Genomic DNA, 25,959 nt, shown 5'->3' on the forward strand with positions numbered 1-25,959 from the left:
GAGCAATCCCGGCGATTGTAATTGGGTCGCACAAATCCGCCTCCTATGCCCGAACCGAGACACGGCCGGTATTGCCGAACAGTCCGGTGTCGTACCGGGGCTTGTAGCCGCCACCGCTGGCTGCCGCCGCGCGCTCTTGCGCGGCCTGCGTGCCAAGCCCGGCCGTGAAATCGACGAAGAGCTGGCCGAGAGGGTCATACGCCGCCGGTTTCGACAGCACCGAGGCGCGGGTCAATGCCGAGTTGGCTGCGCCTTCCGCATCGCCGGTCACGTTCAGCATCGAGATGAGATCGCCGCGTGCGTCTTCGACCGCCGTGCGGGCCTGGTTTTCGTGGGCCAGCGCCTGGTCGGCGATCGAGCGTTCATTCGTGTCGAACAGTTTCTGTAGATCGCCGACTTGTTCGCCGCGCGTGGAACTGTTCAGATTGCCGCCACGCGCCAGGGCAAAGGTCAGTTCCTTCTGCGCGTCGCTATATTGGTCTTCGAGCTGCGGCGCATAGTAGTCAAGGAAGCTGTTGCGCCGACCTTCGAAGAAGCTGTCATCGAAGCCGGTTCGCGTTTCGACACCGGAGAAAAGCTTTCCGCTTTTCAGCAGTTCCTGGAATTCCTGTTGGGGGGTTTTCTGCGCCCCGCCGGCGATGCCTGGAATGCCGGTTATGCCGCCGAGAAACCTTGCGAGCGGAGCGGTTTTGTCCTCCGGCTGCGCCGCGTTGCCCGGCGGAGAGATGAAACCGCCACCGAAGATGCCCCCGAGAGAGTTTTGCGGCGCCGGCCCGGGCGTAACGGCGTTCGGGTTTGACGGCCTCCACACCGTGCCGTCGGCGTTGTAGTAGGTGGCGTTCGGATCATAGGTCGCGCCGGCGCCCAGAGCGCCCGTACCAGCGGGTCCACCGTCGAATGTGCGGTTGATGGCGTTGGTGCCTTCGCGAATGCGCTGTTGCCGCGCCTGTTCGTCCTTGCGCGCCAGTTCCGCTTCGTTTCCGCCGCTCTTACCGCCCATCGCTGCGTTCTTCCAGACGTTTCCGCATGGCGAAACCGACTTGTTCGAACCCGAAATGGCTCAAGAACTTTGCGGTTCGTTCCGATTGGAAAGAGTTGTCGTTGCCACCTTCGATCCTGTCCGCCCCGAGCAATTCGCTCCAACGGATAAGCTCTTTGATGAGAAGAACGGCTGCCCGAGTTCCGCGATTTTCCGGCGACACGTAAAGTACCTTCTGCACCGTATAAAGTCCAGCCCTGTGGTCGTGGGCCAGCATGTACGCTTGAAGGAAACCAACGACTTCTCGCTCACGTTCGCAAACGAAGAAGGTCGGGTTGGCCGTGTCGAGATAGCGCTGAAGCGTTTCCGCAACCACGGCCGTGTCATAGCCCTCGCCTGGGCAAGTCTCCGAGACATTCGCCGCGCCCATGCGCATGATGGCCTCGAAATCACTCTCCAGCGCCAATCTAACGAACATCATCGGCCACCCAGGCAAACTGGTGATACGCCTCACCGTTCTTCCCGAAGCCCGGGATGACCGCTTCCGGCGACAACCCAACCATCTGGATCCAGCGATGCGCGTCGTCGTGCCCCGCAATCGAGATCGCCTCGATACGGTGAACGCCGGCGGCACGGTAGCGCGGAAACAGCCGGTTCTTGGTGAACTTGGCGATGCCGAGCGCCAACGACGGGAACTTGTCGGTGGCGAAGAACAGCAGCGTCGTGACGTTCGGCCTTCCTTCGATCAATGCGCCGACGCCGACCGGCTCTTCCTCGTCGAAGAAGCAGAAGACGCTGTCGTGCTGGCCATAGCGCTCGACAAGGATTTCGGCCAATTCCTCGCGCGTCTCGGCGAACGACACCGCCAGGAACTCACGAACGTCGCCGTCACGCATATGCTTCGCGACGTGGCGCACCGTGTCTTCTGTCGGGGCGTCAATCTTCAGCATCGTCAAGATCGTGATGGATGACCACCGCGCCCAATTTGTGAGGGCCAACGCCCTGCGACCTGAACATCAAGCTTATGTGCGTCGATGACCCGATCACTGGCAGCGTGCCTTCTGAGTTGTAGGTCGTGCCGGCCACGATGCCGAGCTTGTCGCGTGCGTCCTGGTTCTCCGGCGCCAGATAGGCGTACACTTTCCATTCGCCGCGCGCGGCCGCGTCGTACCCTTTGAAGTGTTTCTTCTGCGTCGGCTGATCAGCGTCGAGGAAAGGCAACTGCGCGATGGCTTCCGTGGCGTCGTATGTGAGTTCTTCGCCAAGCCCGCCGTAAACGTAGATCGAATTGCCGGAGCGCAGATAGACGCGCTTGCCAAAAACCATCGCTCTGTCGGTAACGAAACCTGGCTTGTAGATCGTCCACGCGCTCACCTTTGCGCCGCTGAAGAATGATAAGACGAAAATCTGGTCCGCCATGACCAGCCAAAAGCGGCCTTGCTGCGGCTCAATTAAACCGAAGATACTGTCTCGCCCCGTCGCGCCGACGCCCGTCAACACATCGATGATAAGCGTATCGACCGGGCTGCCGATATCCGTAGTGGACGCAGCATTCGAAGCGTCACGCGCCCGCAATGAGCGAAGTCCGCTTTCGTTCAGGTAGAACAGATCGCTGTCGCCGAACTGCGTCACAGAATGGGGACTGACCGTACCCGTGTTATTGAGTATCTGCACCTGTCGGTTGAGCGCCGGATCGGGGTCCGTGAACCATATCTGGATGTTCGTCTCGGCGAAAATCGCAGTGAAATTCTGGTACTGCGCCAATGCAATCACTTCTTCCGAACCGGAAGAATAAGTTGACAAGTCGACGAAGCCCGCGCCTGTGTTGTCCGTGGTCCAGCCGGTCGGTTTCTGGATGCCCGAGAAATGCCAATTCGGGCCTGACAAAGCGTTCATCTTCGCCCCGTTCGTCTTGACGAACAGCCCCGGCGGAAACGTGTCGTCGGCCTCCGCTCCACCGGCCATGAGCAGACCGGACGATGGCGTAATCTGGAAGCCATTGGCGACCGTGACGACCACGGGCTTGCCGTTTTCGGCTTCACCGCTGTCTTCGGCCAGGATGACGACGTTATCGTCGATCGTGATCGCCGAGTAATCCGGTGTCGAAACGGCCGAATTGATGGAAGCCGCGATCGCCTCGGCGGCGGTCGTGTTGTTCGTCGACCAATCAACCGTGCCGGCAAGCGCTTCGACACCCGCGACCTGGATGGACGTCACCATCGAAGTCGCGTCATCGGCGCCGCCCGCCATGTTGACGATGTCATTGATTTCCACGTCACCGCCTGGCGTCGGCAGCACAACGTAGCCATTCGCCGCCGCACCTGCATCCGCCGCGATGATCGTCACCGTGTTAGTGGTGGCGCTGGCTGTGTAATTCGGAGTGGACGTGTGGGCGTTGATGTTCGCCGCGATGGCCGCTGCCGTCGTGTCATTGTCACCCGTGTGCGCCACGGCGGCCGACATGATCTCGACGCTGTTGACCGTGACGCTGCTGACTTCGTTGCCGCCAGCGAGCGTGCCGGCGGTGATGGCGAACGAACCTTCCGCCGACAGCGCCGCGCTTTCGACACCGCCAACAACACGAAAACCGACACGGGCGCGGCCGTCGAACCAATCTTCGACCCTAACGCCGTCGTAAAAATGGTGGCGACTACCGTCGGAAAACACCGCGACGGCGTAAATCTTTCCGGCGTAAAGATCGAAGCTCGGGACGTCGATCAGCTCGAGCATCGTATCCGTCGGGTGCTCAAGTCTCTGATAGGTCACGCCAGACGGCACACCGGGGTCGGTGATGTTGCCGAAAACAACCACGCCGGCGCGGGTATTCGCCATGCCGACGGTGCCTTCAGGAAGCACATATTCTTCGACGAACGCGGCGCGACTTTCGAACTCGCCACCGCGCGTGATGTGGCCGTCGACAGCCTGGATCAGCACTCCACCCGATGTCGTTTCAGGCAAGCGCCGGCTGTCGAGACCGCCCGTGAACTCTCTGACCCAAATCTGGCCCATGTCAGTTACTCGGCGGGCGGTATTGCGAAATCAGAATGCGCTGCGGGATTTTCGGCTCTCCAATGCCAAACATGCGAACCTGGCGCCGGGGCTTGAGGTTGGACGTCAGCCGCGTCAGCCGCGCCTGCGCCTTGTCCAGCTTGAGTTGCGCGTCTTTCGCGCCCGACGCGGCAAGCATGCCGCCCGCGACGAAAAGCACCAGCACGAGATCATCCAGATCGGCTCTGTCGTCGTCCGCCACAAGCGGGCGCAGGTTACGAATGCCGGTGAACTTCAGATAGCCTTCCCGCGTCGCCGGGTCGCCATTCACGTCGGAGATCGGCCATACTTCGACCGTTCCGTCTTCGTGGATCTTCCAGCGCCGCGGAGGCCAGGACCGCTCGTCGAGATCGCTGTTCCAGGCCGTGTAATGCTCGGCGTCGATGCCGGGGCGCATTTCGAACCAGCCGCCGTCACGGAAAATCTCGATCTTCTCGATCCGGTCGATGGTGAGATCGTCTGGCGGCGCATAGTAGCGCTCGCCCGCCTGGACCGGTACTTGCCGGGTCACGCGCAATTGCGGCCAATCGTGCTCTTCCCAAAGGCGCTCTTGCTCACGCTGGAGCGCCTTGACCTGCACGGCGCGGTTCTGAGTGTTGTGAGCCGGGTTGAGAGAGACGCGCGCTTCGGCCCGCAGATCATCCAGCAGCTTCACGAGCGTGGTGTTGCGGGCCATGCGCTGGTCCTCTTAACCGAAGATGTCTTCGTCGACGGGCTCGGTCGTGTCGGCGTCAACTGCGCCGAGATCGCCGCCTTCTTCTGCCGCTTTGATCGCAGCCAGAATGACGGCTTTCTTCGCGCTTGCATCGATCTCGATATCTTTTGCCTCCGCGTAGTCGACAAGCTCACCTTTCGTCATCTCATCGACAGTTTTCTCGGATGGCGGGCTCGCCTTCGACTTCTGCGTCGGCTTGACGCGTTTCTCGGCCTTGTAGAACTCTTCCGGGATGTCGAGCTCTTCGAGCGTCGTGAAAGTCCGCGCCGCGGCGCCGGGGAACAACTGTTTCACGACTGGAATTTTCTCGCCGTTTTCGTCCTCGATACGGGCGCGGCCATAGCGCTCCGTGAGCCGGGCGATCTCGTCGCGATGGGCGCGTTCGATTTCGCTCGTCGGCTCGATATCCTTCACCGCATCGGCGCCGTGGATCAGCCGTAGAACGGCGATCTCTGACGGCGTGACGCCGTATTTCGGAACTGTGGTGCCGTCGTCGCCCCCGAGGGAAAGCATGATGTTTGCAAGCTGCATGGTCATCTCCGTTGAAAAAGTGGCGGGGCCGAAGCCCCGCGCAGTGGTTACGAAAGCGCGACGGCTCCGGTGTTCTGGAGGATCGTCCCGTTGCCTTCGTTGTCGAAGTACACGGCCAGCATTTCAGCCGGCGCGTTCAGCGTCGCGACGTTGTTGGTGCCGTCGAAGGTGCCCGCCGTGAGGGTGAGCGTGTGCGCAGCGGTGCCGGAGGCGCTGGTGTCCTTCACAATGAAGATGCCCGCGTGATCTGCTGCGTCCGCGATGGTCGCCGCGACGACAACCGTTGCGTGGTTCAATTCGACGATATGCGTGCCGGCGGGAACCGCGCCGCTGGCCACCAGTTCAAGCGGGGCGCCGGGGTTCGACGCCGCCTGGTTCTGCGCGGGACCCGTCGTCATGTTGTAAGACCCGACACGCGGCTCCGAGCCGAAGCTGACGATGATCTCCGCGCCGGCCGGCCACGTCATGCCCGATCGGTTGGTGACGGTGATCGTGCTTGCGCCGTAGCTGAATTCGGCGCCGGAAGCGCCTTCATCCCACGAGCCGTAAGCTCCATCACTGACGACGACGGACCCGCCGGTGCTGCCTGCCAGAGTGGCGGCTGTCGTGCCGGTCGGATACGCGATTGCGACAGTGCCGTCGTCGGCGACTGCCGTTGCGAGAGTGTGTTCGGTAATTCCAAGAGCGCTCATTGTTCAAGCTCCAAAAAGGGTTGCGGAAGACTGGCGGACGCTCAGGCGTCCGCCGTGTCAGCCGATGGCGTTACGCGATATCGTACACGCCGGACGTGTTGAGCTGGCGGGCCACCATGACACCGGTCATGGAGATGCCGTTGTACATGACCATGCGGTCATACGGACGGGCCGGGTTGTGCTTCTTGTACTTCTGGCCGTCCATGTACATCAGCTTCAGGCCGCGAGCGCCCATGTCGATCGCGTAGCAACGCTTTGCCAGCCCGAGATCGTCCATGGTCGGATCCCAGGTCAGCGGCAAGCCGCCGTGGTTCGGATCGTCCATGGAGCCGTCGGGCTTCTGGCCAGTCCAGCCGGTCTGCGTGTAGTACCCGTTGGCGCGCATTTCCAACTTGTAGCCGTCGAGGAAATCCGAGCCGCAGAAGTACATGACCTTCGTCTGGCCGTTGGCGAACTTGGAGCGCCGACGCTTGGCCTTGTCCATGAACTCGATCAGCGCGCCGCCATTCGCAGTAGCCACGGTAATCGGGCCCTGACCACCCGCGCCCGCGTAAGCGGTCGTGGCGGCGTCATTCCTCCACCACGTATTGGCGACACGGCTGATCGCGCCGGTGACGCCGGCGCCGGGGTTGTCGAGGATGAACGCTCCGATGCCGGCGAGCGCCTTCACGTCGGAACTGCCGTCATCGTGGATAAGTCGATCGAGCGAGAAATTGTAGTCGGCGCCGAGCTTCTCCATCTTCTCGTCGAAGATGTTGGCGAGAGCCTGGGCTTCACGACCCGACATTTCGCGCGTGCGCTGATCGGAACCACTCTCGACGACATCCACGCCGTCGTACTTCAATTCCGTCTGTGTCACGACCATGCCGAGATAGTGCTCTTTCCAGGGCATGCGGAACCGGGCCGAACCCGTCGGGTTGTAGTGCGACAGCTGGTCGTCGCCGGTGAAACCCTGAAGCGTTCCGCCGCCGTAGCCGGAGCCGACCAGGAACGAAACATTTTCCTTGCCGCCGGGGAAGGAACCCGTGCGCGCCTGAAACGCGGCCAGCATGGGCTTGTTGGCGATGTCCTGCTTGAAAACCTTCCCCTTGTTGAGGTAGGTCTCCAGAGCCATGTTGTTGATGTCTGCGAGTTCGTCAGCGGTAAAAGGCATTGTGCTTGACCTTGGTTAACCCGCCCGCCTGGCCAGGACTGCGTTCACCGCGTCGAGGCTCGTGTTGATTTCGGGGCGCGTATTTCCATTCACCTGCCCGCCTGTGACCGGACGTATCGCTGGCTTCTTCTGCGCTGGAGCCGAGGACGTGAACTTGGCCGAAACCGCGTCATACGCCTTCTGGAGCTGAGCCTTGACGCCTTCCGGCGTGTTCGGCCTGCCTTCCTTCGTCTGAAGCCAAACGATCTCCTTTTCCAGATCGGGCTTTTTCGCTTCGAAGTTGGGGTCTCGCGTGCGGCGATCGGCTTCCCACGAATTGACGGCTCCGAGCACGGCGCTGCGCGTATCCGACTGCTGGCGGACTGTCGTCCGCTGCGTTTCGAACTCGCGTCGCGCCTCGGCGGACTGCACAAGCGCCCGGTTCCTGGAAACTTCCAGCGCAGCGTCGCGGCTCATTTCGCCGGCCTGCACCTTCGTCTTCAAGTCCTCTGGGAGTACTTCGCCCGCCGCCAGGAGCACCTTCTGCACGATCGGCTGGATGAGCGGCCACGCTGCGACAGGGTCCGTCTTGATCAGGCCACCGATGCGCAGAAGTTCAGCGGCTTCGTCGCCGTTCAAACCCTGCTCTTCGATGTAGGCCTCGACGTTCTTGTAGCGTGTCGCGTCCGTTTCGGCCGTCTTCAGTTTCCCGAGGACTTCCTGAAACCGAGGGTGCTTGTGGAACGGAACATCCGAGTAGGTCTCGTTGTCCGGTTCCTTCGCGGTCTTCCCTTCGTCAGCTTCCTGACCCTGTTCTTCTCCACTGGCTGACGAGGCCGCTGCCGGCGTTTCCTCTTTCCGCTCGCCCACGACATCGCGGACCAGGGAAAGCGTATCTTCGCCTTCAGTTTCGTTTGCGTCGGCTGCGTCGGACGACTTCGCAGTTGCGGATTGTTCGGCCTCTTTCGAGGCATCCGCTTCGTCCACTACCGGATCGACGGTTTCGATCTCCGTCTCTTCGATAATTTCTTCATGCTCTTGCGGCATGGGGTCTCCATTCGAATTTCGGTGCCAAATTACACTTTGTCCGTTTCATAAGCAAGCGTCAGTCGCCATTACGGACAGTTCAGACCTGATTTGAGCCGAATGCGGGCTCACTGCCCCTCTGCGCCTCGGTTTGCGTCGGCGCGTTCTGCCCACCAGTGGCGCCCTGTGCGTTCGGGTCGGACGCCGCGTCTCCGGTCGAAAGCTGCGACATGGCGTTCTGCGCCATGATCGAAGGCGCCCCGGAAGCAAATGCCTCGGTCGTGTCCATACGATCGTCGAGCCGCCGCAGTGTCTCTTTCAGCAGCCAATGCTGATCGACGCCGGGCATCTGGAGCACGAACGGCAGAAGCTTCTGCCAGTTGTCAATCTCCACGGCCTGGTTAGGCTTGCCCGTCGAGCCGGCCTCGACTTCCAGATACAGCTCATTCGCGATTTCAGACAAGGACAGGTGCGGCCAGACAGCGCCGACGCCGACCACCTGCATGACCTGCTTTTCCGACATCTCGCGCAGGAGGATCTGGCCGGAGGCGCGGGAAATGACCGTCAGGAAACCGTCCAGATCGTCGATCGACGAATTGTCGGACGAAGACGAAGAATTGGCCGCGATGGCGCTCTCCGTCGCGGTGGCCTTCGACACGCCGCCAAACTGCGCTTCGCTGGACCCAACGACAAGCTGCACGTCGGTGAACAACTGGCCCGTCTCATACAGGTTCGGATCAACGCCAGGCACTGGCATGACATCGAGGATGTCGGACAGCTTCTGACCAGGGGGCGTGTTTATCCCGGTGGCCGTGAATGGCTCTGCCTGGCTGATATTTACGACATCTTGCTCTTCGATTTTGCCGTTCTGGTACGTCCAGCGCGGCCGCGCGGCCTTGCGGTGTTCACGCATGCCCTGGCGCGAACGATTATATTCCAGTTGCTGGTCCAGCATGAGGTAGACGTCGGACGGCGGGAACAGGCTTTCTTCGCTCTCGACCGCATTGAACGTCAGCGCATAGACGGGCCAAAAGTCCTCGACGAAGACGTCGGGTGACGCCGGCTCACGCAGAAACTTGTCGTAGCCGTCGGCGACGTAATAGACGAGCCCCGAAGGCTTGTCGTAATACTTCCACACGCAGACGAGGCCGGCCCCCTTCTCGCCAGTCGGCGTGTAAAGCTTGTCGCTGTCGTCTTCGACGTTTGTGTCGATCTCAACCGGCATCTTGCCGTCAGGCGCGTACCCTTTGTAACCCATGCCAAGATCGACGCCGAAGATTTCCTGCACTTCGTCGCAGGTGTACATGTACTCCAGCGTGATATGGCGCGCGCCGATAAAGCCGACCAGCGATCGGCACAACTTGTCCGGTATGACTTTCGTCGATTGCGGGAAATCGATGATCAGCCCTTCGCGCAAAATGACTTCCGGTTCCGCCTGAAGCGCGGCAATCGACTTTTCCAGTTCCGCGATCTCTGGATCGTCAGGATCGATCGGATTTTCCGTGTCCGTGACGCGCTTCGTCAGTGCCTTCATATGATCGAGCCGCGCGCGGAAATCGGCCATCTTCTCGGTCATGTCGGGCCGCGGGCCTTTTTCGCGCTGAAAACCGAGCTCCACATAGCCGACGCCGGTCGTGCAGGTACGGCGCACCAACTGCTTCATGCCTGTCTTGAAATCCACCGGCTTCTGCTCGCGCAGCGCCTGGGCATAGAGAATTTCGAGCGTCTTCCCGACCTTGTTGATCAGGGTTTGCCGCTCCATGCCTTGCTGATAGTCGGCGACGATCTCTTGCGATTTTTCGAACGCCTGCATGGCCTGCTGGATGAGCGGGTCGGCTTCGTCGATGGTCGGTTGACCTGTCACCGGATCGACCGGCAACCCCCCAAGCATTTGCTGCATCTGTATGAGCGTCTGCATTGCAAGCTGAAGAGACTGCGGATTTTCGTCCCATGTCTTGAAATCCATCGTCTCGCGGCGCACCGCAGTTGCCTTCGGGTTTTTGGCGTAAAGCGCCGCCGTCTTCTGCTTGACGTGCCGGCCGCACAGATTGGCCTTGTAATGCCCCGCCGGATAATCCTTCGGCGCGCCGTGCCGCGCGACGTACATGTCGGATCGCATCTGCTCGAAGGCCGGTTTGTGGTGCGCCTTGTCCTGCGCGATCGTCTTCTGGATCGACTTGACAAGCTGCATTTCGGACGGTGACACGCCAGCGGTGTCGCCCGAGGGGGTTACGCTCAGGTCCGCCGCTTCGGCTTCTGTATCGTAGCTGTCATTCGCCATTACGTTCAAAATCCGCCAAGCGCCGCAGCGCGTTTCTTTGCCTCAACCCACGCATCGTTTTTCTTGAGCCAGCCGAACGTGCCTTCTTTGGGCGCGGCTTTTTTGGGCGCTTGCGCTGAAGGCCCGAATTGGCTCTCCAGCCCAAGCCCAATATAGGCTAAGCTGTCGACGAAGTCATCCCGCGTCCCATTCGGGAACGCCAGCATCTCATTCACGGCCTTTTCCGTCCACCACGACACTTTGGGGAAATAGACCTTGCCCATGGCGACACGAGCCGCGATCGACTGCGCGCGCTGTTCCTTGTCAACCGCCGGCGTGACTTCGACGATGTTGATGTACGTGCCCGTCTCCAGCATCCGTTTGTTGAGGAACGGGCCGATCGACTTCGAAATGTGGCCGCGTTCCGCCCACCACAGGAGGGGCCGCATATTTCCGCCGGCCATCGCCAGCATCGCCTCGACCGCCGCGTCCGTCGCCATCCGCCGCCAAATCACATCCAGGATGTAGATGTTGTTCTGCCGATCGACGCCGACTTTCAGAAAGCAGGAGGGGTCGTTGCGCTGCTTCGTGCCGACAGCGTGATCGCTCGCGCAGTAGAAGCGCATTTCGTCGGGTAGCTGATCCGGCGTGTAATACTGTATCGTTTCGCGGCGAAACAGAATGCCATCGGCCACGGTCGGCCGTTGTTGCGTCAGCGCGGCAAAGCCGAGCGGGTCACGCCGCTGGTTCGCCAAATGATACTCAACATCGAAGGCGGACCCATCCCGACGAACTTCCGGCCATAGCGCCTCGCCGGGCTTACGCCCAAGTGGATCGTCGTCTTCCGCCAAACCCGGCAGCCGAATGATCTTCCACGACTGCGCTTCTTTTTCGTTGTAGTTTGGGTTCTCCGGATCCGTCAAACGTCCAATTACGTCGTCGGAATGCCACCGCGTCATCGTGATGATCGTAAGGCGCTTGCCCATACGGCGATACAGAGCGACTTTCGTCAGCCACTCCCACGTCTTATCTCGAATGGTTGGCGACCGCGCTTCGTCCGCGTCCTTGTAAAGATCGTCGACCAGAAGCAGATGAGCGCCGCGGCCATTGATCTGGCCGCCTCGGCCTGCAAAAATCAGCCGCCCACCCTTGTCAGTGACGATGTTGTCTTTCGCAGTGCCGCCTCGCCGCAAACGATGCCCTGGGAACACCTGCTTGTACTGCGGCGTTTGCATGATGTTGCGAACATCAGCGCCAAAATCATGAGCTAGATCGTCGCCGGCGGCCGCTACAATGATATCCTGTTCCGGGTGCCGACCGCTATACCAAGCGGCTAGACGCTTCGTCGCCAATTCCGATTTTCCGTGTCTCGGGGGCATGCAGAAGATGAGTTGCGTAATCTCGCCGCGCTCAACTTGCTGGAGAGCCTTGGCGATTTCCTCGTGAAACTTCGCCGCTTCGTACCTGGTGCGGTTCACATCGTTCATCGCTTCTGGGTCCGGCATCGTGAACTTGGTGAATTCCAGCAAATCCTCTCGACACTGGAGCGCTTTTTCCTGCCGTTTCAACGCGTCGATATGCCGTTTCGTCGCCTCCAGCTCGAGCTTGGGGTCGACGAAATTGAACCGTTTTCCGGTGCGCGGGTTGATGCGGCTGGACTGCGAATTGGTCATCGCTTAGCCGCCCTGGCCCCTGGTTGCCTGCGCTTGCTCGATGCGCTGAACAATCTCGCGGGTCACACGAATATCGGAAGCCAGCGAGTTAATCGCGGCCTCTACCGTCCGCATAGCGTCAGCGGCTTCAGTGGCGCGGCGCTCTACATTGGCGATCCTCAGTTCGTGATTATCGAGCTGGCGGGATATCATCTCAACCGAAGTCATCCGCGTATCAAGGCGTTCGATCTTGATGGAATTTTCCTTCTGGCCCGTGTTAACCCGCTCCCACGTGGCGCCCCATGCGGCGAGCCCCGTGGCGAAGCCGAACAAAATCACCAGCGTGTTGAGGTTCCATGTCCACTGCCACTGAGGCGTTTTCATCTGCATCTGCTTGTCCTCGGTAGGCCCCGGCATTACACCCCGCTCCATCATGCGTTAAGGTTTTGGAGAGACGCCCATGGGTATCGTTGTGCCCACCCGCGCGACTTCCAGAAAGTCGTGTGGTAGGGCTGCCGCTTCTGTTACCGCAGAGTGGCAGCCCGTCTACGCTCCGCAGCGGTATTTCTGATACCGCCCACGATGCTGTGCGATAGCGACGGCAGTCGGCCGATCGTTCGCCACCAGATAAGAACTCGTTGCCTGGGCTGGGTCGATCCGCACCAGCACGTCGCAGGGCTCAGTCAGCGCCGTTGTCTGGCAGGCAGCCGCCAAGGAGGCCGCAAAGAGTATCGGTATCAGCGCCAAGAACTTCATCGTCGATCGCCTTTCCATCCTTCAGGACCGTGATACGGTCATCCTTGAGCCTGTCGAGCACGGCTTGCTTGCCGGCGCCGTAGACCGTGAGGTGCGACCATGCGAGGCCGGCCAGCACGACAGCAACCGCGCCGGCCTTCGTCCATGAGCCTATGCCGAAGCCGAGCAGGCTACCCATCGTTGGACACCTGGTAGACACCGGCAGTGGTCAGCGCTGAAACGACAAGTTCAAGCACGATACTGTCGACCCCCATCACCTCGACATCGAAGCGACGCATGGCAAACAGAACTGCCACCCCAACGAGCGCGGCGATAAATTTCCGGTACTTGGCCATTAGAAAAGGCTCCCTACCCACGTGGTGAAACGATCCCAGAAACCAGCAAGCGCGGCGGCAACGAGAAACAGAACAGCTGCCAAGCCGCCTGTTCTTTTCGTGTTGGACGCCGGTGAAGAAGCAGGCCGCGGCGCCAATTCGTCCCGCTGATCGTCTGACGGCCAAGGCGTATCGCGGATTTTCCGCCACTTGGCGTAAGCCGCCGCCATTTTCGTGTCGTAGGCGTTCTGCTTGTAGCCGGCGCCGTTGTAGCCGCGCGCCACGCCGGCCCAATCATGAGCCCTCAGCTTCGCAGCCAGTTTCTTCGAAATCAGAAAACTGACGACTGCATCGAGATGATGCTCTTCGTCGGCCATGAACGCCGTCACCATGGCTTGCGGCGTGGCGTAACCGACGGCCTTGTGGTTTTCGCCCAGGATCTGCCCAAGGCCCCACGAAGCGGCGCGCAAGGCCGCTGTTTCGTCGATTTTCATCGCCGCCAGAAGACGCGGGTAGCTGTCCTTCGGATAATTCCGCTTCCATTTGGCGTAGGCGAGCCCGGCCTTGACGGCGCGATCGCGTTTCGCGCCAGACAGGTTTCGGTAGAAGACATGCGGCTCAAAGAGCATTTTCGGTCGGCCCTGATTATCAAAACCAGAACCAGTTGCTTCAACATCCATGAAAGCGTGGAGCTCATCTTCGCCAACCCCGATGCGCGCGCCAATGCGTGGCAGATCGATGTCGTCAAGCCGTTTTGCCGCGCCGCGGAATGAAGTGTCCATGCCGGTCCTCAAGTCTTGATGATGTAGTTGACGATCAGCGTCGGCTGCACGTTGTTGTGCGCCTGACCGGAGCCTTGCGACGCAATCGAATGAGTGTGCGTCGAAGTAGCATCGACGCTGAGCGTGCCAGAACGCGGCGTGCCCCCCGTTCGGATGGTAGACCCGAACGACTCGCCGCCCGATGAAAGCGGCAACTCAGTTTCGCCGGAAAGCCCAATAAACGAGAGCGTATGAGCATGCGCGCCGTCGGCCCCTGATGCCCCGCCGTGATTGTGCACCGGAAGCTGCGCCACTGACAGGGCCTGTGTTTCCGCGCCGCCGGCCGCGCCGAGCACATCGCCGTCAACGCCGTTCGTCTGATCGGTCAATCGATTGGCGCTGGAACCGCCCATGTCGTCCTGGCCAGCCGGGACGCGACCGCGCATGTCAGGCAGGTTGAAAGTCGTCGAGCCGTCACCCGTCCCGTATACCGTGCCGATCGCGGTGAAAAGATCGGCGTATGTCGTACGCGAAACCGCCTGGCCGTAGCAAAGCAGCCAGCCTGTCGGCGCCGATGCGCCGGAATATGGGAGCGGCCCAAGGCCAGCGGGCAAATACGGCGAGGCGGTCGCGCCGGCCTCGACACCGGCCAGTTTCGTTTGCTCGGCGCCGGTGTAGACCTTGTTCGTCGTCCCGCTGACGTGGTTGTCGACGTCGAACACGTCGGCGACGCGGCCATTCGGGTCGTAGTCTGACTGCAACATGTTGCCGACGGCGGTCGAGATCGCGAACAGGCTGAGCCAGGTCGCCGTGTCGTTGCCGCCGACCGGTTCCGTCGTCGTGGCCGACGTGTGCTGAACGCGCGCCGCGAAGAAATACCCCTCGTGGACAACGCTGTCGCCGGCGTTGTAATCCACGTCTTCGGCCCACTGCCCGCGTGGCTTGAAACCGACCGTCAGGCCGGCGCCAAGGCTATCGGGTCCGACGATGCCGTTTTGCAGCGATCCGTCAGCACGGCGAATATCCTTGATGGCGTCGACAGCCTCGCCGATCGACGTGGCGATGTTGGCGTACTCGTTGTCGACGCTGGCGCCCGGCAGCGGCGCCGACGGATTGGTCGCCTGGTAGCCGCTGAAGTCGTAGGATACGGTGTATTTCGTCGGGTCGGCCATTTGTCCGCCATAGTTGGCTGAAGTCAGTCGCGAGAACATACACGACGGACGCTGAAACGTCTACACGGTGCTGATCCTGTTCAAAGCCATTGAAGCGGTAGCGAGTAGGGAGCGCATGGGAACTCCAGATCGGGGCATAGAAAAAGCGCCGCGCTGTGAAGCACGACGCCTATTGCGTTGATGTGGGACTGGTTACTCGGCAGCCAGCTCGGCCGGCGCTGGTTGTTTCAATGTTAGCCGCAACTCACTTACGATTGCCTCAACAGTGGCGGCTCGATTCCCAAGGGGTTCGCCAAAGGCATTCCGAACGGACGGGTGCCAGATATCCTGACCGCTCTCCCGAGCGCGCCAACGTGATCCGCGCGTACGGCCAAACATGATCGTCGGAACGCCAAGAGCGCCGGCCAGCTCAGCAGTTGTATTACACGGAGCAATGACGCAATCCATGTTGGCGAGAAAGGCAGCCATTCCTTCAAAATCATCCTTCAGATCGAGGGGGTCGGCCAATCTCACATTCGGCAGCAGTCGCTTCAGATCGGCCACTTCTTCATCCTCTACCCCTGTTTGGAATAGCCAATACACAGCATCAAGAGATTTCAGAGGCGCCAAATCATCAACGGCAAGGTAGTGCATATCGCGGCGCACGTGACGCAACATGCTGCGCCAAGATAGAGCGATGTTCGGAAGTTCAGAGACGCCTTGCAAACGAACTTTCTTGGCCCATTCCTCTCGCAAATCGGGCCGCGCCATTAGATACGATTGCGTTTTGCCGAACGCTGAATAGTCTGGCCGAAGATCGGCTAAGACGTCACAAACAGAGCAAAATGCGTCAGAAGTTTCCGCGATAACCGCCGCTTCCTTGCTCAATGTGTAGATCAGCTTTTCGTCACCGATGCCTCGCCTCGTTGCATAGTCTGAAGGCACCATTTCTTTCCGCCAACGAGCAGTAGGAACAAATCGGATGCTCGGAAAGTTCCTCTGCAAAATCGACCACAGTCGCGGTTCGCATGTTATGGTCAACCTGCTGAACCGGGAAGAAAGCTCAGGATACATCGTCGCGAATCGCAGCTCATCGCCGGGTCCGCCTTCCGCGATCATGAATACACTCTGATCGCGTGGAATTTCGTCCAAGTGCTGAACGTATTTGTTCCCGAAGTTTCTGGCCAAAGCTCGCGAAAAATCCCGGTTCCGATATTCTTCCCACGACTCCCGCATGCGTCCGCCAGTGAACCGCAGCAGAAAATAGAACAGGTTGAACGCGCGCGGGAACACGCCATCCGAATATGCGTCCTCGATCATGCGCAACGCATCATCTGCGCGGCCAACCTCAAACAAGCATTCCCCCAGGTGCAGGCGAGCCGACTTGCCAAATCTCTCGTCATCTAGGTGCCGTTCTAGATGGACGATCGCCTCATCAAACCGTCGCAACAGAAGGAGACCAAAGCCTATCCAGAAATCCGCTTCCTCCGCATTGAACGCGGGGTCCGTCGTGTTGGCGCAATAATCTGAAACGAGATCAATGCCGCGTTGCGGACGATTGAACTCAAACATGGTTCGCACGGCCGATATCGCAGCGGCGCGGATCCATCCACGAGCGGCGACCTCGTTGGGAAACTGGTCGAGTATTAATTCGACGGTCTCCTTGTCGCTGAGCTTGGCGAACAGTTGGAGCGACTTGACGTCAAGCCAGTTCAGTTCAAGGGCCCTCTCTGCGTCCTCCCGCGCCGCTTCCGGATCACCCATCATGATGCGGATATTCGCTCTGAGCCGGTATGGTCCTGGATGCGTTCGAAGTGTTGACGCGCTGCGATCCGCGCAGGCAAGTGCTGCCGTTAAATCCCACTTTGCATAGTGAGCCTCAGCGCATTTCAGAAACAGCCGACCGCGTGTCCTGCGGTCAGCAACGCGGGGAATTAGCCGGGCCGCTGCTGACGGATTTGCTGGAAGCAGGGAATGAACCGTTTCGGGATCGACGTGGTTTGCCACTGCCGATCCTGCTCGTTTCGAGGATTTGGGATTTCCTCCGAACGCAATTCTATAACCAACACCGACGCCGTGTCGAAGCGCTCTTGACGTCTCCCGCAAATCGCCGCGCTTCAGAGATGAAAAAGCCCACCGAAGCGTTCTACCTTTTGCCAACTTGGTCCCCTCAGAAAGCTCGACTCTACTAAGCAAGCCCGGCGTGATTGCCTCCGCTCAGAAGTTTGTTACATTGGTCCGCGTGCATCGCCAAGTCGTAAAATCGGGCGTTTTGCAAAGTAACGAATTGTTTCAGATGGGAGCGCGCCGTGGAAGACGATGACTTGGGAGTATTGGACCACCCAGGCTCTACGCGTCAAAATTTCCTGCGCAGCCTGTTCATGGATTGGCAGGAAGATTTCAAATTGGACGACAAAACGCTTGAAACAATCGTCGGCCACCCCGTCTCGTTTGAGCCAGATGAGGACAGCGAAGGGGCTGATCGTGATGACCTGGCGAGCGACATACTGTCACCAGATCATCACGATCAAACCGATGAATGGATGAATGGGTGACCACCACCTAGTCGTCGGTGAAATACGAGAACACCATCTCGATCACGAAATCATCGTCAACATGTATTGCCGAGATGGTCGCGGGCCCGACCGTCGATGTACCAGAGCCGCCGTTGTACGTCCGCCACAGGTCAATCGTGGACGATCCGCCCGGCATAAATGGCATTGGCACGCTGTAGTCAGGCAGCGAGACATTGTCGAAGAACGTCACCGTCGCCCCGGAACGGTAGCGATTTCCGGTCTTGTTTGTGTATGGGAGGCCAAGCTTTAGTTGCCCGACCATCCCTCCCTTGCTCGTCAGGGCGATGCGGAGGTTACCTGAGACAAGCCCGTTTGCATCCTTGCTGATTGTTCCTGTGTTGACGCCAGTTGGCGAGCCGGGCGTAGAGGCGCCAACAATCGTCGGCGTGAACGAGAACTCATGCCCATCAACCCATGCGCCAGGGTTCGCCCAAACGAGCCGAACATCCGAGCCTGCGGGGTCTGAAATCCCGCCGCCTCCGTAAACGTACTCTTCAAACTCAACAAAGAGCATCTGCCCGTTCGGGTAGATGTATGGGACTTGATATCCCGACGCCTCGATCATGTCGGCGGCGGACGTGACTGCGGCAAGCTTTCCCATCGCCTCGGCGTTTGTCATCAAACTGGACGCCTTGGCCCAGCGCCACTTGGTTTGGTCCGTGCTGCGGTCGCAGTACCCCAAAAGCAGGAACGGGACGCCACGGCTGAAAATGATGTCCAGCGAAGGCGCGATGTCCAGTGTTGTGCCCCACGTGACGACAGTCGGGGCCGTCCAGGATGCGCCCGCGTTTGTCGTCACCGCCCAATGCAGCCTGCCGCCATTCTTGCGCATCGCGGCGAACCAGACCTTGGCGTTGAGGCACGCAATGCTGGTTTCGCTCAGGGTCAGGTCCGCACCCTCGTATATCGGCGTGGCAAGATCGGCGAAAACCTCGCCGTTGTCCGTGCTCTCGAATATACCAATGCGCCTGTTGGTGCCCCCGGCGTCGCGGCCATACCAAGGTTGGAGAATGCGCCAGCGCTCGCCCGCCACGTCGGAAGGGACGATGCGCGGCTGCCCGTACGTTCGCGACAGGTCATCAGTGTAAAATGTTGTCGGCGAAGACCACGAGCCGCAATTGTCATCCGAGTACATGCTGCGCAAATCGACTGAATTGCCCGCGCTCGGCATCTGCACGTCGCAGAAGGTCAGCACAATCCGGCCGGAGGGTGTCACAACGGCCATTGGAGAGTGAAGATCACGATCTGTACCGTGGGCCAATATCACGGTCTCGGCGGATCGCTCATTGCCATCGTGATCGATTGAGACGTGGCAGAGGTCACCTTCGAAGTATGTCGCGTGACCAAGTGCGCGGCGGTAGAAAACGTGAAGGACGCCCGTGTGGTCGCGAATGATCGACCCGAAGTGCCGGTGGTAGACGGGCGAGCCGCCGTTCTCTGTCGATCCGTTTATTAAAACGCGCGTTTCCGAGATTGACGAGGTGGGCGTATACTGCGGCGTCTTGGGCAGAGCATCTGGCGCGCGGTCAATCCCGAGCTTAAGAAGAATGCTGCTCAGACCTTCGGACTCGTCGGCTATCTTCACACCCGTAATCGCGTCATCCGGGACGGCGATTTCAAATGCTTCGGCCCCCGTCTCCGCTTCCAGCAGCGCAAGGCCGGTGGCCCCCGCTCCTGCCAATACCGCTTCCGCCGCCGCCGCGCTAACCGCCGCTGCATCCGCATCGGCACTTGCCTCGGCCGCTTTCGTCGTAGCAATACCGGCCTGCGTCGTGGCCGTTGCCGCGCTGGTCGTCGCACTGGAAGCGCTTCCGGCGGCGTTCGTCTCCGACACCGCCGCAGCCGCGGCGCTGGCCGCTGCCGCATCCGTCAGCGCCGAGAAATCGACGATCTTCTCCCACTTTCCGTTCGCCAGATCCGTCGCGAAACTGGCGCCGCTCAGATGCGAGACCGTGGCCCGGTAGATCGCGTCGCCTTCATAAACCGTGCTGTTGATGTTGTAGGCCGTCGACGGCGCCCAATCGGTCGGCGCCTCGATGCCGATCAGCAAATCCGGTGAGAGGCTGTCATTGGTGACGATGCCGTTCTTCAGCGCACCGTCGGCCCGTCTCACGTCCTTCAGTGCATCGATCGTCTGGTCGACCGAATTGACCAGGTTCGCCAGATCGTTGTCCAGTTGCGTACCGGGAAATGGGAACTCTTGCTGTTCCTGCTGGAAACCCGTGTAGGAGTAGTCGATCGTCGGCTTCGTTGGGTCGGCCATCTTCTGTCCGTTCGTCCGGTTGTGTCAGCCGACAAATACCAGTCATTCCGTACCGATGCAAAAGAAAACCGCCGCAGCGAGGGAGGATGTTTCGCTGCGGCGGCAACAGATGACGACCAATCATCCAGGCCCAGAGGGAACGGGCGTCCGCACAGTACGTCGATTGTCAGTCCGGCGTCAAGACGGAAAGACTGACCTTCGGCCGATGCGCGGACGCGCCCGATACGGGCGCTATGGCCGTTGACCCAGTTGCGGCCTTGGCGGCCTCATCGGCCGTTGCGGACACGAAGTCCGAGTTCGATTTTCGGGTGCAAATTTGTTGCGGCGTCCGGCGACCGGCGGCGGAGCCGCGGCGGACTGACGGCAGGGGCCGGGCGCGCGTCCAGGGGCCTCGATACCGCCCCTGCGCCGCGTCCTCTACGTTATCAACGTAGTTTGCTTCTCTTGTGGCGTAAGGCTTTGCGCCTCGCCGATGGTAGCAGGATGGTAGCAAATCAATCGAAAACGCCGGATCCGGAGCTATCGTCCGGCTCTACCTCGTCGAGCGTCGAGCCCTCGAGCACGGGCCGCGCCTGGTCGGCCAAGGCGCGTTTCATGGCGTCCTGCTGGCGCTCCATCTTGGCGATGTGCGCGCGCAGTTCGTCGCCTGTCATCTCGTGCGGTTCCTTGCCGCCGGCGTTATCGTCGCCAGCCATGCCGGACCATTTCCCAATGATTTCAGAGGCTTTGACGCGCGCGCCGGTGGGCTGTTTCTCGTCGAGCATGATCGAGGCCAGGTTATAGACGGCCGCCGGACCAGCTTTCTCGTCGAGGAATTTGCGCGCTTCAGAGCGGATCGCGTTGGCGATCAGCTCATTTTTCATGAGTTTATACCCGTCGACAAGCGGTGTTTTGTAGCCGGCTTTCTCTGCGGAATAAATCTTGTCACCCGTGCGTAACATGTTCTTCGCAAACTCCTGCTGCATAGGGCTCAACACGCGGCGCGCCATATAGCTCTAGCCTCTCGTCTAATTCCGATATTCCTTGCAACCAGTTGCAGTTTGCAACCTCAGCCAATTTCGACACGTTACGCCGCCTTGCGCATTTCGTCAATTTTGTCCGTTGACACGGACGGACAAACGACATACATTTCAGACAGACCAGACGAAACGACATACAAGGATCAACGGCCATGAAGACCATAACCCTAACTGCCCCGAGCCATTGGGCGTCTGCAATCATCAATGGCGACTATTCCGGGCTTGATGAGGAAGACGTTTCCGCACTGAACTCCTTTCTGGCGCTACAGGGCGTTTCATTCTCGGACGCCCTGACATGCGAAGACGCGGGCTTCCGTTGGAGGCATGACGCTTCGCCGGCTGTCGGCGGCGCCGACTGCCAAGAATACACTTTTCGCGCCTAAAATCGTCCACAATGACGACTGACAAGGATTGACGACCATGACCACATTCACCGCTACGTACAGCCCGGAGGATAACAAACTCAGGCTCTACGCCTCTTCGCGTTTAGACGCCGAAACATTCGCCCGCGTGAAAGCGGCGGGATTCGTATGGGCTCCAAAGCAAGAGCTTTTTGTTGCGCCGAAGTGGTCGCCGCGCCGTGAAGATTTGTTGATTGAACTCGCGGGCGAAATCGAGCCGGAAGAAATGACCATTGCCGAGCGCGCGCAGGCAAAGGCCGAACGTCTCGACGACCTGGCACACAAGCGCCACCGGGAAGCGAACGCATTCAACCGCGCCGCGCAGCAACTATCGGAAGCCTTTTCGCATGGTCAGCCGATTCTTGTCGGACACCATTCCGAGCGCAAAGCCATGAAGACAAAAGAGCGGATGGACTCCGCGCAGGCTAAAGCAAACAAGGCCGCGAAGCTCGCCGACTATTGGCTTTACCGCGCCGAAGGAGTCGAGCGTCACGCGAACCGCAAGAGCGATCCGAAGGTGAGAGCGCGACGGATCAAAACACTACTCGCCGAACTTCGCGACCTGCAAGGCAACCTGAATAATTGCCACGCGGCGCTTGCGTTTTGGGACCGCGTGACAGACGACGAAACAATCGTGAAGGCCGCGAACTACGGCAAGTTTACGAAATTCGGCGACTACGGCGCTTTGCAGAGTGGCGAAAAGACGCCACAAGGACTCCGTGCCGAGCGTATCGAAGCCTATCAAAAGGCGCTCGATTCCGGTTATTGGGAGCGCTGGATCTCGCACACGCTCAACCGGCTTTCCTATGAAAGGGAATTGCTCGGCACGGTCGCGCGCCACGAAGGCGAGTTGCGAGAGACTGCAATTCAGATGTTCGCTCGCGAGCACGGCGCACACAAGCCGAAGGCGACGGCAACGGATATGGGCTTTGTGCTCGAGTCTTCTGTGCCGCTTCCCGCCCATATCGCCAGCGGCAAAACGCTAGAGCTTTCGCCCGACGAATGGCGCGACCTGATGCGGGATTGCGGCTATTCGATTCCCGACGTGAAGCGGAACGAAAAGCCGTCAGTCGTCAACGTCAAGGCGGCCGGAATCATGGTGAACCGTTTCGGCAAGCGGCAAGTGCTGCCCGTCGTCGAGATGACGAAAGCCGAATACGGCAAAATCTATTCTGAGCAACGCGGCACGTTTTTCAGCGCTGACGGAACGTTCCGCGTCAAGGTTTGCCCGAACCCGCGCACAGATGTTCCGCGCTATACGGCCGGATGGTGCGCGGTTTTCCTGACTGACTCAAAGGTTCATCCGAAGCCGGATAGCGAATGCATCCTAGACGCCATACCTGAGGCGGCAGAATGAAACGCGCGGTGTATCGTCGACCCAATAAGCCCATGGTGCTTGCGGTCCAGCGGCGGGAACATTTCGGCGATCTAGAAAAAGTCGAGCTTGCCGAGCCTGTCATGGTCGATCGTGCAACGGAATGCCACGTCACGCCTGACGACGTGGCCGCGCGGATGGTCGACTATCTAGGGCCGCAAGGCGATTGGCTAACATTGGAGCCGAGCGCCGGAACCGGTCAGCTTTCTAAAGCGCTTCTAGATGCCGGGCATAGTCGTTTCGAGCTTGTCCAGGTTGAGAAACATATTCAACTCGCCGCTGGCCTCGACAAATTCGGCTCAGTTGTGAACCGCTGCTTTCTGGAATGGTCAAGCGAGGTCGCCGGAAAGGTACAGTTTCCGCGCGTCATCATGAACCCGCCTTTCAGTGACGTTCGCAAACACATCGCCGCCGCGCTCTCACTGCTAAACCGCGGCGGACATTCCGAGCCGGCCACCCTAGTGGCCTTAGTTCCGATCACTTTCGAACACCCCGACACCGAGACGCTGGAGGTTCTACCTCCTGACACATTCTCAACAGCGAAGGTGCACACCAAAATCATAAGGATAGTGGAGCCATGAAACCCGATATCCTCGATACGGCAATCAACCTGCTCGATCTGATAATCGCCGTCATCTTTTGCGCCACCATGGGTTTTTGGCTTCTCGTCATCGTCGCCGGCCTTGCGAGCTCCGGGGGCGGCGCATGATCCACCTTGCTGCCTTCATCCTGAAAGCCTGGTGCGTCGCCTTCGTCTTGACCGCAATCCTCGCTTAACCCTTCTACCCGAAACGTAATACAAACCCCGTTGGCCGCGACGGGGTTTTTCTTTTCCTTAATTTCGGCCTCGTTCTTTCGCGTCCAGCCGCGGCCTACCGACCGTGGGTCCGCAGCCGAAGGGTAGTGGGCTCTCCCCCTTTAGGGGGAGCCCTTACCTACGGACCTACGGAGGCCGCAGCGCCGTAGGCTCCGTAGGTACGAAAATTACCTACGTACGGACCTACGGTAATGGCTGATTTTACGGACATTCTGTCTTATTCAAACACGTTTTTGGACAATTCGTCCTGATCGTCAGGCACGATATACGAGACTTTATTCTTGTTTCTGTCCGTCTTGTGTTCAACCTTGACTGCTCTTTCCCGCTTCAGTCCTTTAAGAATGTCTCGGATTGCCACCTTATCGTCGACCGCATCCAGCCCCATGACTTCCGCTACGGCGCATCCCGCCCATGCGCTGGCTCGTTCGCTCTCACGCCAGCCACCTGCCGCCAACATGCCCATGAGCTTTTCTTTCTGCTCGTCATCCAGCGCGCTTCTGTCCGGGTCTATGGTCCGCAGCGTGGCCACGCCTACGTGATCGCCGCTCAACATCTGGTCGACTGGCGTGGAGCCCTCGCCGTTGCCGATCGCCACGGATTGCATTTCGAACCACTCGGTTGAGTTGACAGCGGAAAGGGCCATGTTCACGCTGGCGTCGGCCACGCGAAAGAACCGTTTGCGACTGGTATCCTCGACGCCGAATTTCTTCGCCTCCTGCCCCGACATCTGCGCCAGGACACGCTTGGACCGGGCCGCCGCAACGAGCGCGCCACCGCCGCGCGTGTCCTCGATAGTGATTTCCCCGCCGTTCAGCTTGCGCACATGGTGAACCAGTTCCACGGATGCGTTGCAGGCTCCCGCTATGGCGCCCCATTTCTTCGCCACCAGGTCGAACATCTCGTTTGTCTCGGTACCGTGGTAGGTCGAAATGAACGGGTCGACGATAGCGACATCGATCTGGCGCCGCTGCAACCCCTCCGCAACGGCTTCGACGACAGGAACCTGAAGCGTTGCGCCGTTGCGTGTCTGCTTCGCCATGACGATTTCCATTGTGCGTCCGCTGTTGAGAAACAGCCGGTCGCCAAGATCCTCTTGCGTTAAGCCGTAATGCATGCGCGCGGCGGCTATGCGCAGTTCCAGTTCTTCATGCGGGTCTTCGCCGTTCCAAATCCAAACGCGAAACGTGCCCCGCGGCTCGATGCCCAACAGCGGCTTGCCGGATGCCATGGCCAGCGCTTCCACCATCGTCATTGACGACTTGCCTACAGCGGTCGGAGCCGACGTGGTGCTGACATATTTGCGGATGTAGTGATTGCCGTACAGCCATTGCCGACGCGGGAGCGTCTTCGGATCGGCGAAGCGGTAGGGTGTTGGGTCTATGACACACTTCGGTTCGGCCGGCTCTTCCCGAAACAGCGGTTCGCGCGGTGGCTCGAACCAAGCTAAGGCCACAGCCTCGCCGGCATCGAACGCGCCGGGCTCGCCATGTTGCGCCGCCAATTCGTACAGCCAGGATGCGCCGCGCCGGAACGGCGGTTTCATGCGGGCCCAATCGGCGGCGACGATATCGGGCTCGTTTTCGCCCTCGGCCCATCGGGCGCACCAATCGGCGAAAAGGTCGAACGCCTCGGCCTCATGGCCGGGACCGGCAGCGGCCTTGATGGCATAGCCGTAATCCCGATAGGCCTCGCGCGTCGGGAAGGCGGCGGACGTGTTCGGCGTGGCGGCAACGGCCTTGGCGATCAGCGCCATATCGCCGCGCAGACTGTCCTGGTCCACTTCGGTCGGTGCGCCCTCGCGAACAATGGCCGACGCCGCGGGCAGAAGGGGCCGCAGGGCATCGAGGATAGCCAGCAGCGTGTCACCGGCCACGAACGGCACGTCCGCGTATGCAGGCACGCCCTGGGGCCAGCGATACGGCTTCTGTGTGCCGGGATGCGTGCCGCTGGCGACGAATTGGCGGCCCTCGGCCAATATCTCGACGCGTTCTTGCAAGCGGCCCTTGTCATCGCGCTCGCCGAACTCGATGCGTGTGTATTGGAAATCATCGTCAGTGCGGACCAGATAACCGGCTTTCGGGTATTTGCCGATGCGCACGGGTAGTGGCCCGGCGAGGCTTTCGATCGTGGATTTGATGATCTTGGCGCGGCCCTCGTGCAGCGTGTCGGCGTCGATTAGCACCAGTCCGCGACCCGTCTTGACGCCGACGCCGGCACCCATGGCGTTCCATCGGACCAGATCGTCTTCGGTGCTTTCATGCGCGACGAAATCGAAACCGGACCACGACCCGTCGCGCCATTGTACGCCGGGGGCCTTGCCGCGCGCGTCGTCGCCAGCGGCAATGCGGCGGGCGATCGATGACCGTTCTGAGATAGGGCAGCCGGGTGGAAGGATCGGACACAGGCGGTTGTAGCCAAGCACCCACAATCGCGCGAAGTGGTTGGCGGATTGGTCGTTCACGATAGCGGGCTCCTGGGTTGGCTGGTCGTC

General features: G+C 60.1%; 25 protein-coding genes. 5 read left to right on the forward strand and 20 right to left on the reverse strand.

The window, feature by feature from the left end:
- Positions 1 to 43: 43 nt before the first annotated feature.
- The 17 genes from AB843_RS14050 to AB843_RS14125 form a co-directional block, all read right to left on the reverse strand.
- Positions 44 to 1,000: a hypothetical protein gene (locus AB843_RS14050; RefSeq protein ID WP_048647496.1), complete on the reverse strand. Its 957-nt coding sequence runs from the start codon at positions 998 to 1,000 to the stop codon at positions 44 to 46.
- Positions 990 to 1,460 carry a GNAT family N-acetyltransferase gene (locus tag AB843_RS14055; protein WP_082143828.1) on the reverse strand — a complete coding sequence of 157 codons (471 nt, stop codon included), beginning with the start codon at positions 1,458 to 1,460 and terminating at the stop codon, positions 990 to 992. The genes AB843_RS14050 and AB843_RS14055 overlap by 11 nt, the downstream gene beginning before the upstream one ends.
- Entirely contained in the window at positions 1,447 to 1,929 is a 483-nt protein-coding gene (locus AB843_RS14060) for a hypothetical protein (protein WP_048647498.1), read from the reverse strand. The genes AB843_RS14055 and AB843_RS14060 overlap by 14 nt, the downstream gene beginning before the upstream one ends.
- Positions 1,916 to 3,988, reverse strand: coding sequence for a hypothetical protein (locus AB843_RS14065; RefSeq protein ID WP_048647499.1), 2,073 nt, complete (start codon positions 3,986 to 3,988; stop codon positions 1,916 to 1,918). The genes AB843_RS14060 and AB843_RS14065 overlap by 14 nt, the downstream gene beginning before the upstream one ends.
- Position 3,989: 1 nt before the next feature.
- On the reverse strand, positions 3,990 to 4,703 hold the full coding sequence (locus AB843_RS14070) for a phage adaptor protein (RefSeq protein ID WP_048647500.1): 714 nt from the start codon (positions 4,701 to 4,703) through the stop codon (positions 3,990 to 3,992).
- Between the two features lie 12 nt (positions 4,704 to 4,715).
- Positions 4,716 to 5,273 (reverse strand): hypothetical protein, encoded by a 558-nt coding sequence (locus tag AB843_RS14075; RefSeq protein ID WP_157384511.1) that lies wholly within the window; start codon positions 5,271 to 5,273, stop codon positions 4,716 to 4,718.
- A gap of 47 nt (positions 5,274 to 5,320) precedes the next feature.
- The gene (locus AB843_RS14080) at positions 5,321 to 5,965 is read right to left on the reverse strand and encodes a hypothetical protein (protein ID WP_048647502.1); all 645 of its coding nucleotides are present in this window, start codon (positions 5,963 to 5,965) and stop codon (positions 5,321 to 5,323) included.
- Between the two features lie 70 nt (positions 5,966 to 6,035).
- The gene (locus AB843_RS14085; RefSeq protein WP_157384512.1) at positions 6,036 to 7,118 is read right to left on the reverse strand and encodes a phage major capsid protein; all 1,083 of its coding nucleotides are present in this window, start codon (positions 7,116 to 7,118) and stop codon (positions 6,036 to 6,038) included.
- A 15-nt stretch (positions 7,119 to 7,133) separates the two neighbouring features.
- A complete protein-coding gene (locus AB843_RS14090) occupies positions 7,134 to 8,144 on the reverse strand; it encodes a hypothetical protein (protein ID WP_048647504.1) in 1,011 nt (336 codons plus the stop codon).
- Between the two features lie 79 nt (positions 8,145 to 8,223).
- Positions 8,224 to 10,404, reverse strand: coding sequence for a hypothetical protein (locus AB843_RS14095; protein WP_048647505.1), 2,181 nt, complete (start codon positions 10,402 to 10,404; stop codon positions 8,224 to 8,226).
- Positions 10,405 to 10,409: 5 nt separating this feature from the next.
- Positions 10,410 to 12,056 carry a phage terminase large subunit gene (gene terL / locus AB843_RS14100; protein ID WP_048647506.1) on the reverse strand — a complete coding sequence of 549 codons (1,647 nt, stop codon included), beginning with the start codon at positions 12,054 to 12,056 and terminating at the stop codon, positions 10,410 to 10,412.
- A 3-nt stretch (positions 12,057 to 12,059) separates the two neighbouring features.
- Positions 12,060 to 12,425 (reverse strand): hypothetical protein, encoded by a 366-nt coding sequence (locus tag AB843_RS14105; RefSeq protein ID WP_244467984.1) that lies wholly within the window; start codon positions 12,423 to 12,425, stop codon positions 12,060 to 12,062.
- A gap of 289 nt (positions 12,426 to 12,714) precedes the next feature.
- Positions 12,715 to 12,969, reverse strand: a complete 255-nt coding sequence (locus tag AB843_RS14110) for a hypothetical protein (protein ID WP_048647507.1) — start codon at positions 12,967 to 12,969, stop codon at positions 12,715 to 12,717.
- The gene (locus AB843_RS25915; RefSeq protein ID WP_164481557.1) at positions 12,962 to 13,126 is read right to left on the reverse strand and encodes a hypothetical protein; all 165 of its coding nucleotides are present in this window, start codon (positions 13,124 to 13,126) and stop codon (positions 12,962 to 12,964) included. Before AB843_RS25915 ends, AB843_RS14110 begins: the two co-directional genes overlap by 8 nt.
- A complete protein-coding gene (locus AB843_RS14115; RefSeq protein WP_048647508.1) occupies positions 13,126 to 13,887 on the reverse strand; it encodes an N-acetylmuramidase family protein in 762 nt (253 codons plus the stop codon). The genes AB843_RS25915 and AB843_RS14115 overlap by 1 nt, the downstream gene beginning before the upstream one ends.
- A gap of 8 nt (positions 13,888 to 13,895) precedes the next feature.
- Positions 13,896 to 15,038, reverse strand: a complete 1,143-nt coding sequence (locus AB843_RS14120; protein WP_157384513.1) for a tail fiber protein — start codon at positions 15,036 to 15,038, stop codon at positions 13,896 to 13,898.
- A 192-nt stretch (positions 15,039 to 15,230) separates the two neighbouring features.
- The gene (locus tag AB843_RS14125) at positions 15,231 to 16,784 is read right to left on the reverse strand and encodes a glycosyltransferase family protein (RefSeq protein WP_048647510.1); all 1,554 of its coding nucleotides are present in this window, start codon (positions 16,782 to 16,784) and stop codon (positions 15,231 to 15,233) included.
- Positions 16,785 to 17,326: 542 nt separating this feature from the next.
- Between AB843_RS14125 and AB843_RS14130 the strand changes: the two genes are divergently transcribed.
- Positions 17,327 to 17,572 carry a hypothetical protein gene (locus tag AB843_RS14130; protein WP_048647511.1) on the forward strand — a complete coding sequence of 82 codons (246 nt, stop codon included), beginning with the start codon at positions 17,327 to 17,329 and terminating at the stop codon, positions 17,570 to 17,572.
- A 7-nt stretch (positions 17,573 to 17,579) separates the two neighbouring features.
- On the opposite strand, the gene AB843_RS14135 is transcribed toward AB843_RS14130, so the two are convergent.
- Together AB843_RS14135 and AB843_RS14140 are read right to left on the reverse strand one after the other, a co-directional pair.
- Entirely contained in the window at positions 17,580 to 19,856 is a 2,277-nt protein-coding gene (locus AB843_RS14135) for a sialidase family protein (RefSeq protein ID WP_048647512.1), read from the reverse strand.
- Between the two features lie 494 nt (positions 19,857 to 20,350).
- Complete coding sequence (locus AB843_RS14140) at positions 20,351 to 20,845, reverse strand: hypothetical protein (protein ID WP_048647513.1); 495 nt, start codon at positions 20,843 to 20,845, stop codon at positions 20,351 to 20,353.
- Positions 20,846 to 21,027: 182 nt separating this feature from the next.
- On the opposite strand from AB843_RS14140, the gene AB843_RS14145 reads away from it, so the two are divergent.
- The 4 genes from AB843_RS14145 to AB843_RS26275 are packed head-to-tail and all read left to right on the forward strand — an operon-like array spanning position 21,028 to position 23,360.
- Positions 21,028 to 21,258, forward strand: a complete 231-nt coding sequence (locus tag AB843_RS14145; protein ID WP_048647514.1) for a hypothetical protein — start codon at positions 21,028 to 21,030, stop codon at positions 21,256 to 21,258.
- A 37-nt stretch (positions 21,259 to 21,295) separates the two neighbouring features.
- A complete protein-coding gene (locus tag AB843_RS14150; RefSeq protein WP_048647515.1) occupies positions 21,296 to 22,633 on the forward strand; it encodes a DUF3560 domain-containing protein in 1,338 nt (445 codons plus the stop codon).
- The gene (locus AB843_RS14155; protein WP_048647516.1) at positions 22,630 to 23,232 is read left to right on the forward strand and encodes a methyltransferase type 11; all 603 of its coding nucleotides are present in this window, start codon (positions 22,630 to 22,632) and stop codon (positions 23,230 to 23,232) included. Before AB843_RS14150 ends, AB843_RS14155 begins: the two co-directional genes overlap by 4 nt.
- Complete coding sequence (locus AB843_RS26275; RefSeq protein ID WP_280136297.1) at positions 23,229 to 23,360, forward strand: hypothetical protein; 132 nt, start codon at positions 23,229 to 23,231, stop codon at positions 23,358 to 23,360. Before AB843_RS14155 ends, AB843_RS26275 begins: the two co-directional genes overlap by 4 nt.
- A 325-nt stretch (positions 23,361 to 23,685) precedes the next feature.
- On the opposite strand, the gene AB843_RS14160 is transcribed toward AB843_RS26275, so the two are convergent.
- On the reverse strand, positions 23,686 to 25,929 hold the full coding sequence (locus tag AB843_RS14160; RefSeq protein ID WP_157384514.1) for an AAA family ATPase: 2,244 nt from the start codon (positions 25,927 to 25,929) through the stop codon (positions 23,686 to 23,688).
- Between the last annotated feature and the right edge of the window lie 30 nt (positions 25,930 to 25,959).

The sequence above is a fragment of the Nitratireductor soli genome, from assembly GCF_001050155.1.
In the GTDB taxonomy this organism is placed as follows: domain Bacteria; phylum Pseudomonadota; class Alphaproteobacteria; order Rhizobiales; family Rhizobiaceae; genus Nitratireductor; species Nitratireductor soli.

Coding starts and splice junctions, on each gene's coding strand:
- AB843_RS14125 (WP_048647510.1), bottom strand. CDS start 16,784: ATGATGGGTGATCCGGAAGCGGCGCGGGAGGACGCAGAGAGGGCCCTT.
- AB843_RS14090 (WP_048647504.1), bottom strand. CDS start 8,144: ATGCCGCAAGAGCATGAAGAAATTATCGAAGAGACGGAGATCGAAACC.
- AB843_RS14075 (WP_157384511.1), bottom strand. CDS start 5,273: ATGCAGCTTGCAAACATCATGCTTTCCCTCGGGGGCGACGACGGCACC.
- AB843_RS14155 (WP_048647516.1), top strand. CDS start 22,630: ATGAAACGCGCGGTGTATCGTCGACCCAATAAGCCCATGGTGCTTGCG.
- terL (WP_048647506.1), bottom strand. CDS start 12,056: ATGACCAATTCGCAGTCCAGCCGCATCAACCCGCGCACCGGAAAACGG.
- AB843_RS25915 (WP_164481557.1), bottom strand. CDS start 13,126: ATGGCCAAGTACCGGAAATTTATCGCCGCGCTCGTTGGGGTGGCAGTT.
- AB843_RS14115 (WP_048647508.1), bottom strand. CDS start 13,887: ATGGACACTTCATTCCGCGGCGCGGCAAAACGGCTTGACGACATCGAT.
- AB843_RS14140 (WP_048647513.1), bottom strand. CDS start 20,845: ATGGCGCGCCGCGTGTTGAGCCCTATGCAGCAGGAGTTTGCGAAGAAC.
- AB843_RS14070 (WP_048647500.1), bottom strand. CDS start 4,703: ATGGCCCGCAACACCACGCTCGTGAAGCTGCTGGATGATCTGCGGGCC.
- AB843_RS14135 (WP_048647512.1), bottom strand. CDS start 19,856: ATGGCCGACCCAACGAAGCCGACGATCGACTACTCCTACACGGGTTTC.
- AB843_RS14085 (WP_157384512.1), bottom strand. CDS start 7,118: ATGCCTTTTACCGCTGACGAACTCGCAGACATCAACAACATGGCTCTG.
- AB843_RS14105 (WP_244467984.1), bottom strand. CDS start 12,425: ATGCAGATGAAAACGCCTCAGTGGCAGTGGACATGGAACCTCAACACG.
- AB843_RS14050 (WP_048647496.1), bottom strand. CDS start 1,000: ATGGGCGGTAAGAGCGGCGGAAACGAAGCGGAACTGGCGCGCAAGGAC.
- AB843_RS14120 (WP_157384513.1), bottom strand. CDS start 15,038: ATGGCCGACCCGACGAAATACACCGTATCCTACGACTTCAGCGGCTAC.
- AB843_RS14065 (WP_048647499.1), bottom strand. CDS start 3,988: ATGGGCCAGATTTGGGTCAGAGAGTTCACGGGCGGTCTCGACAGCCGG.
- AB843_RS14060 (WP_048647498.1), bottom strand. CDS start 1,929: ATGCTGAAGATTGACGCCCCGACAGAAGACACGGTGCGCCACGTCGCG.
- AB843_RS14095 (WP_048647505.1), bottom strand. CDS start 10,404: ATGGCGAATGACAGCTACGATACAGAAGCCGAAGCGGCGGACCTGAGC.
- AB843_RS14110 (WP_048647507.1), bottom strand. CDS start 12,969: ATGGGTAGCCTGCTCGGCTTCGGCATAGGCTCATGGACGAAGGCCGGC.
- AB843_RS26275 (WP_280136297.1), top strand. CDS start 23,229: ATGAAACCCGATATCCTCGATACGGCAATCAACCTGCTCGATCTGATA.
- AB843_RS14055 (WP_082143828.1), bottom strand. CDS start 1,460: ATGATGTTCGTTAGATTGGCGCTGGAGAGTGATTTCGAGGCCATCATG.
- AB843_RS14150 (WP_048647515.1), top strand. CDS start 21,296: ATGACCACATTCACCGCTACGTACAGCCCGGAGGATAACAAACTCAGG.
- AB843_RS14145 (WP_048647514.1), top strand. CDS start 21,028: ATGAAGACCATAACCCTAACTGCCCCGAGCCATTGGGCGTCTGCAATC.
- AB843_RS14080 (WP_048647502.1), bottom strand. CDS start 5,965: ATGAGCGCTCTTGGAATTACCGAACACACTCTCGCAACGGCAGTCGCC.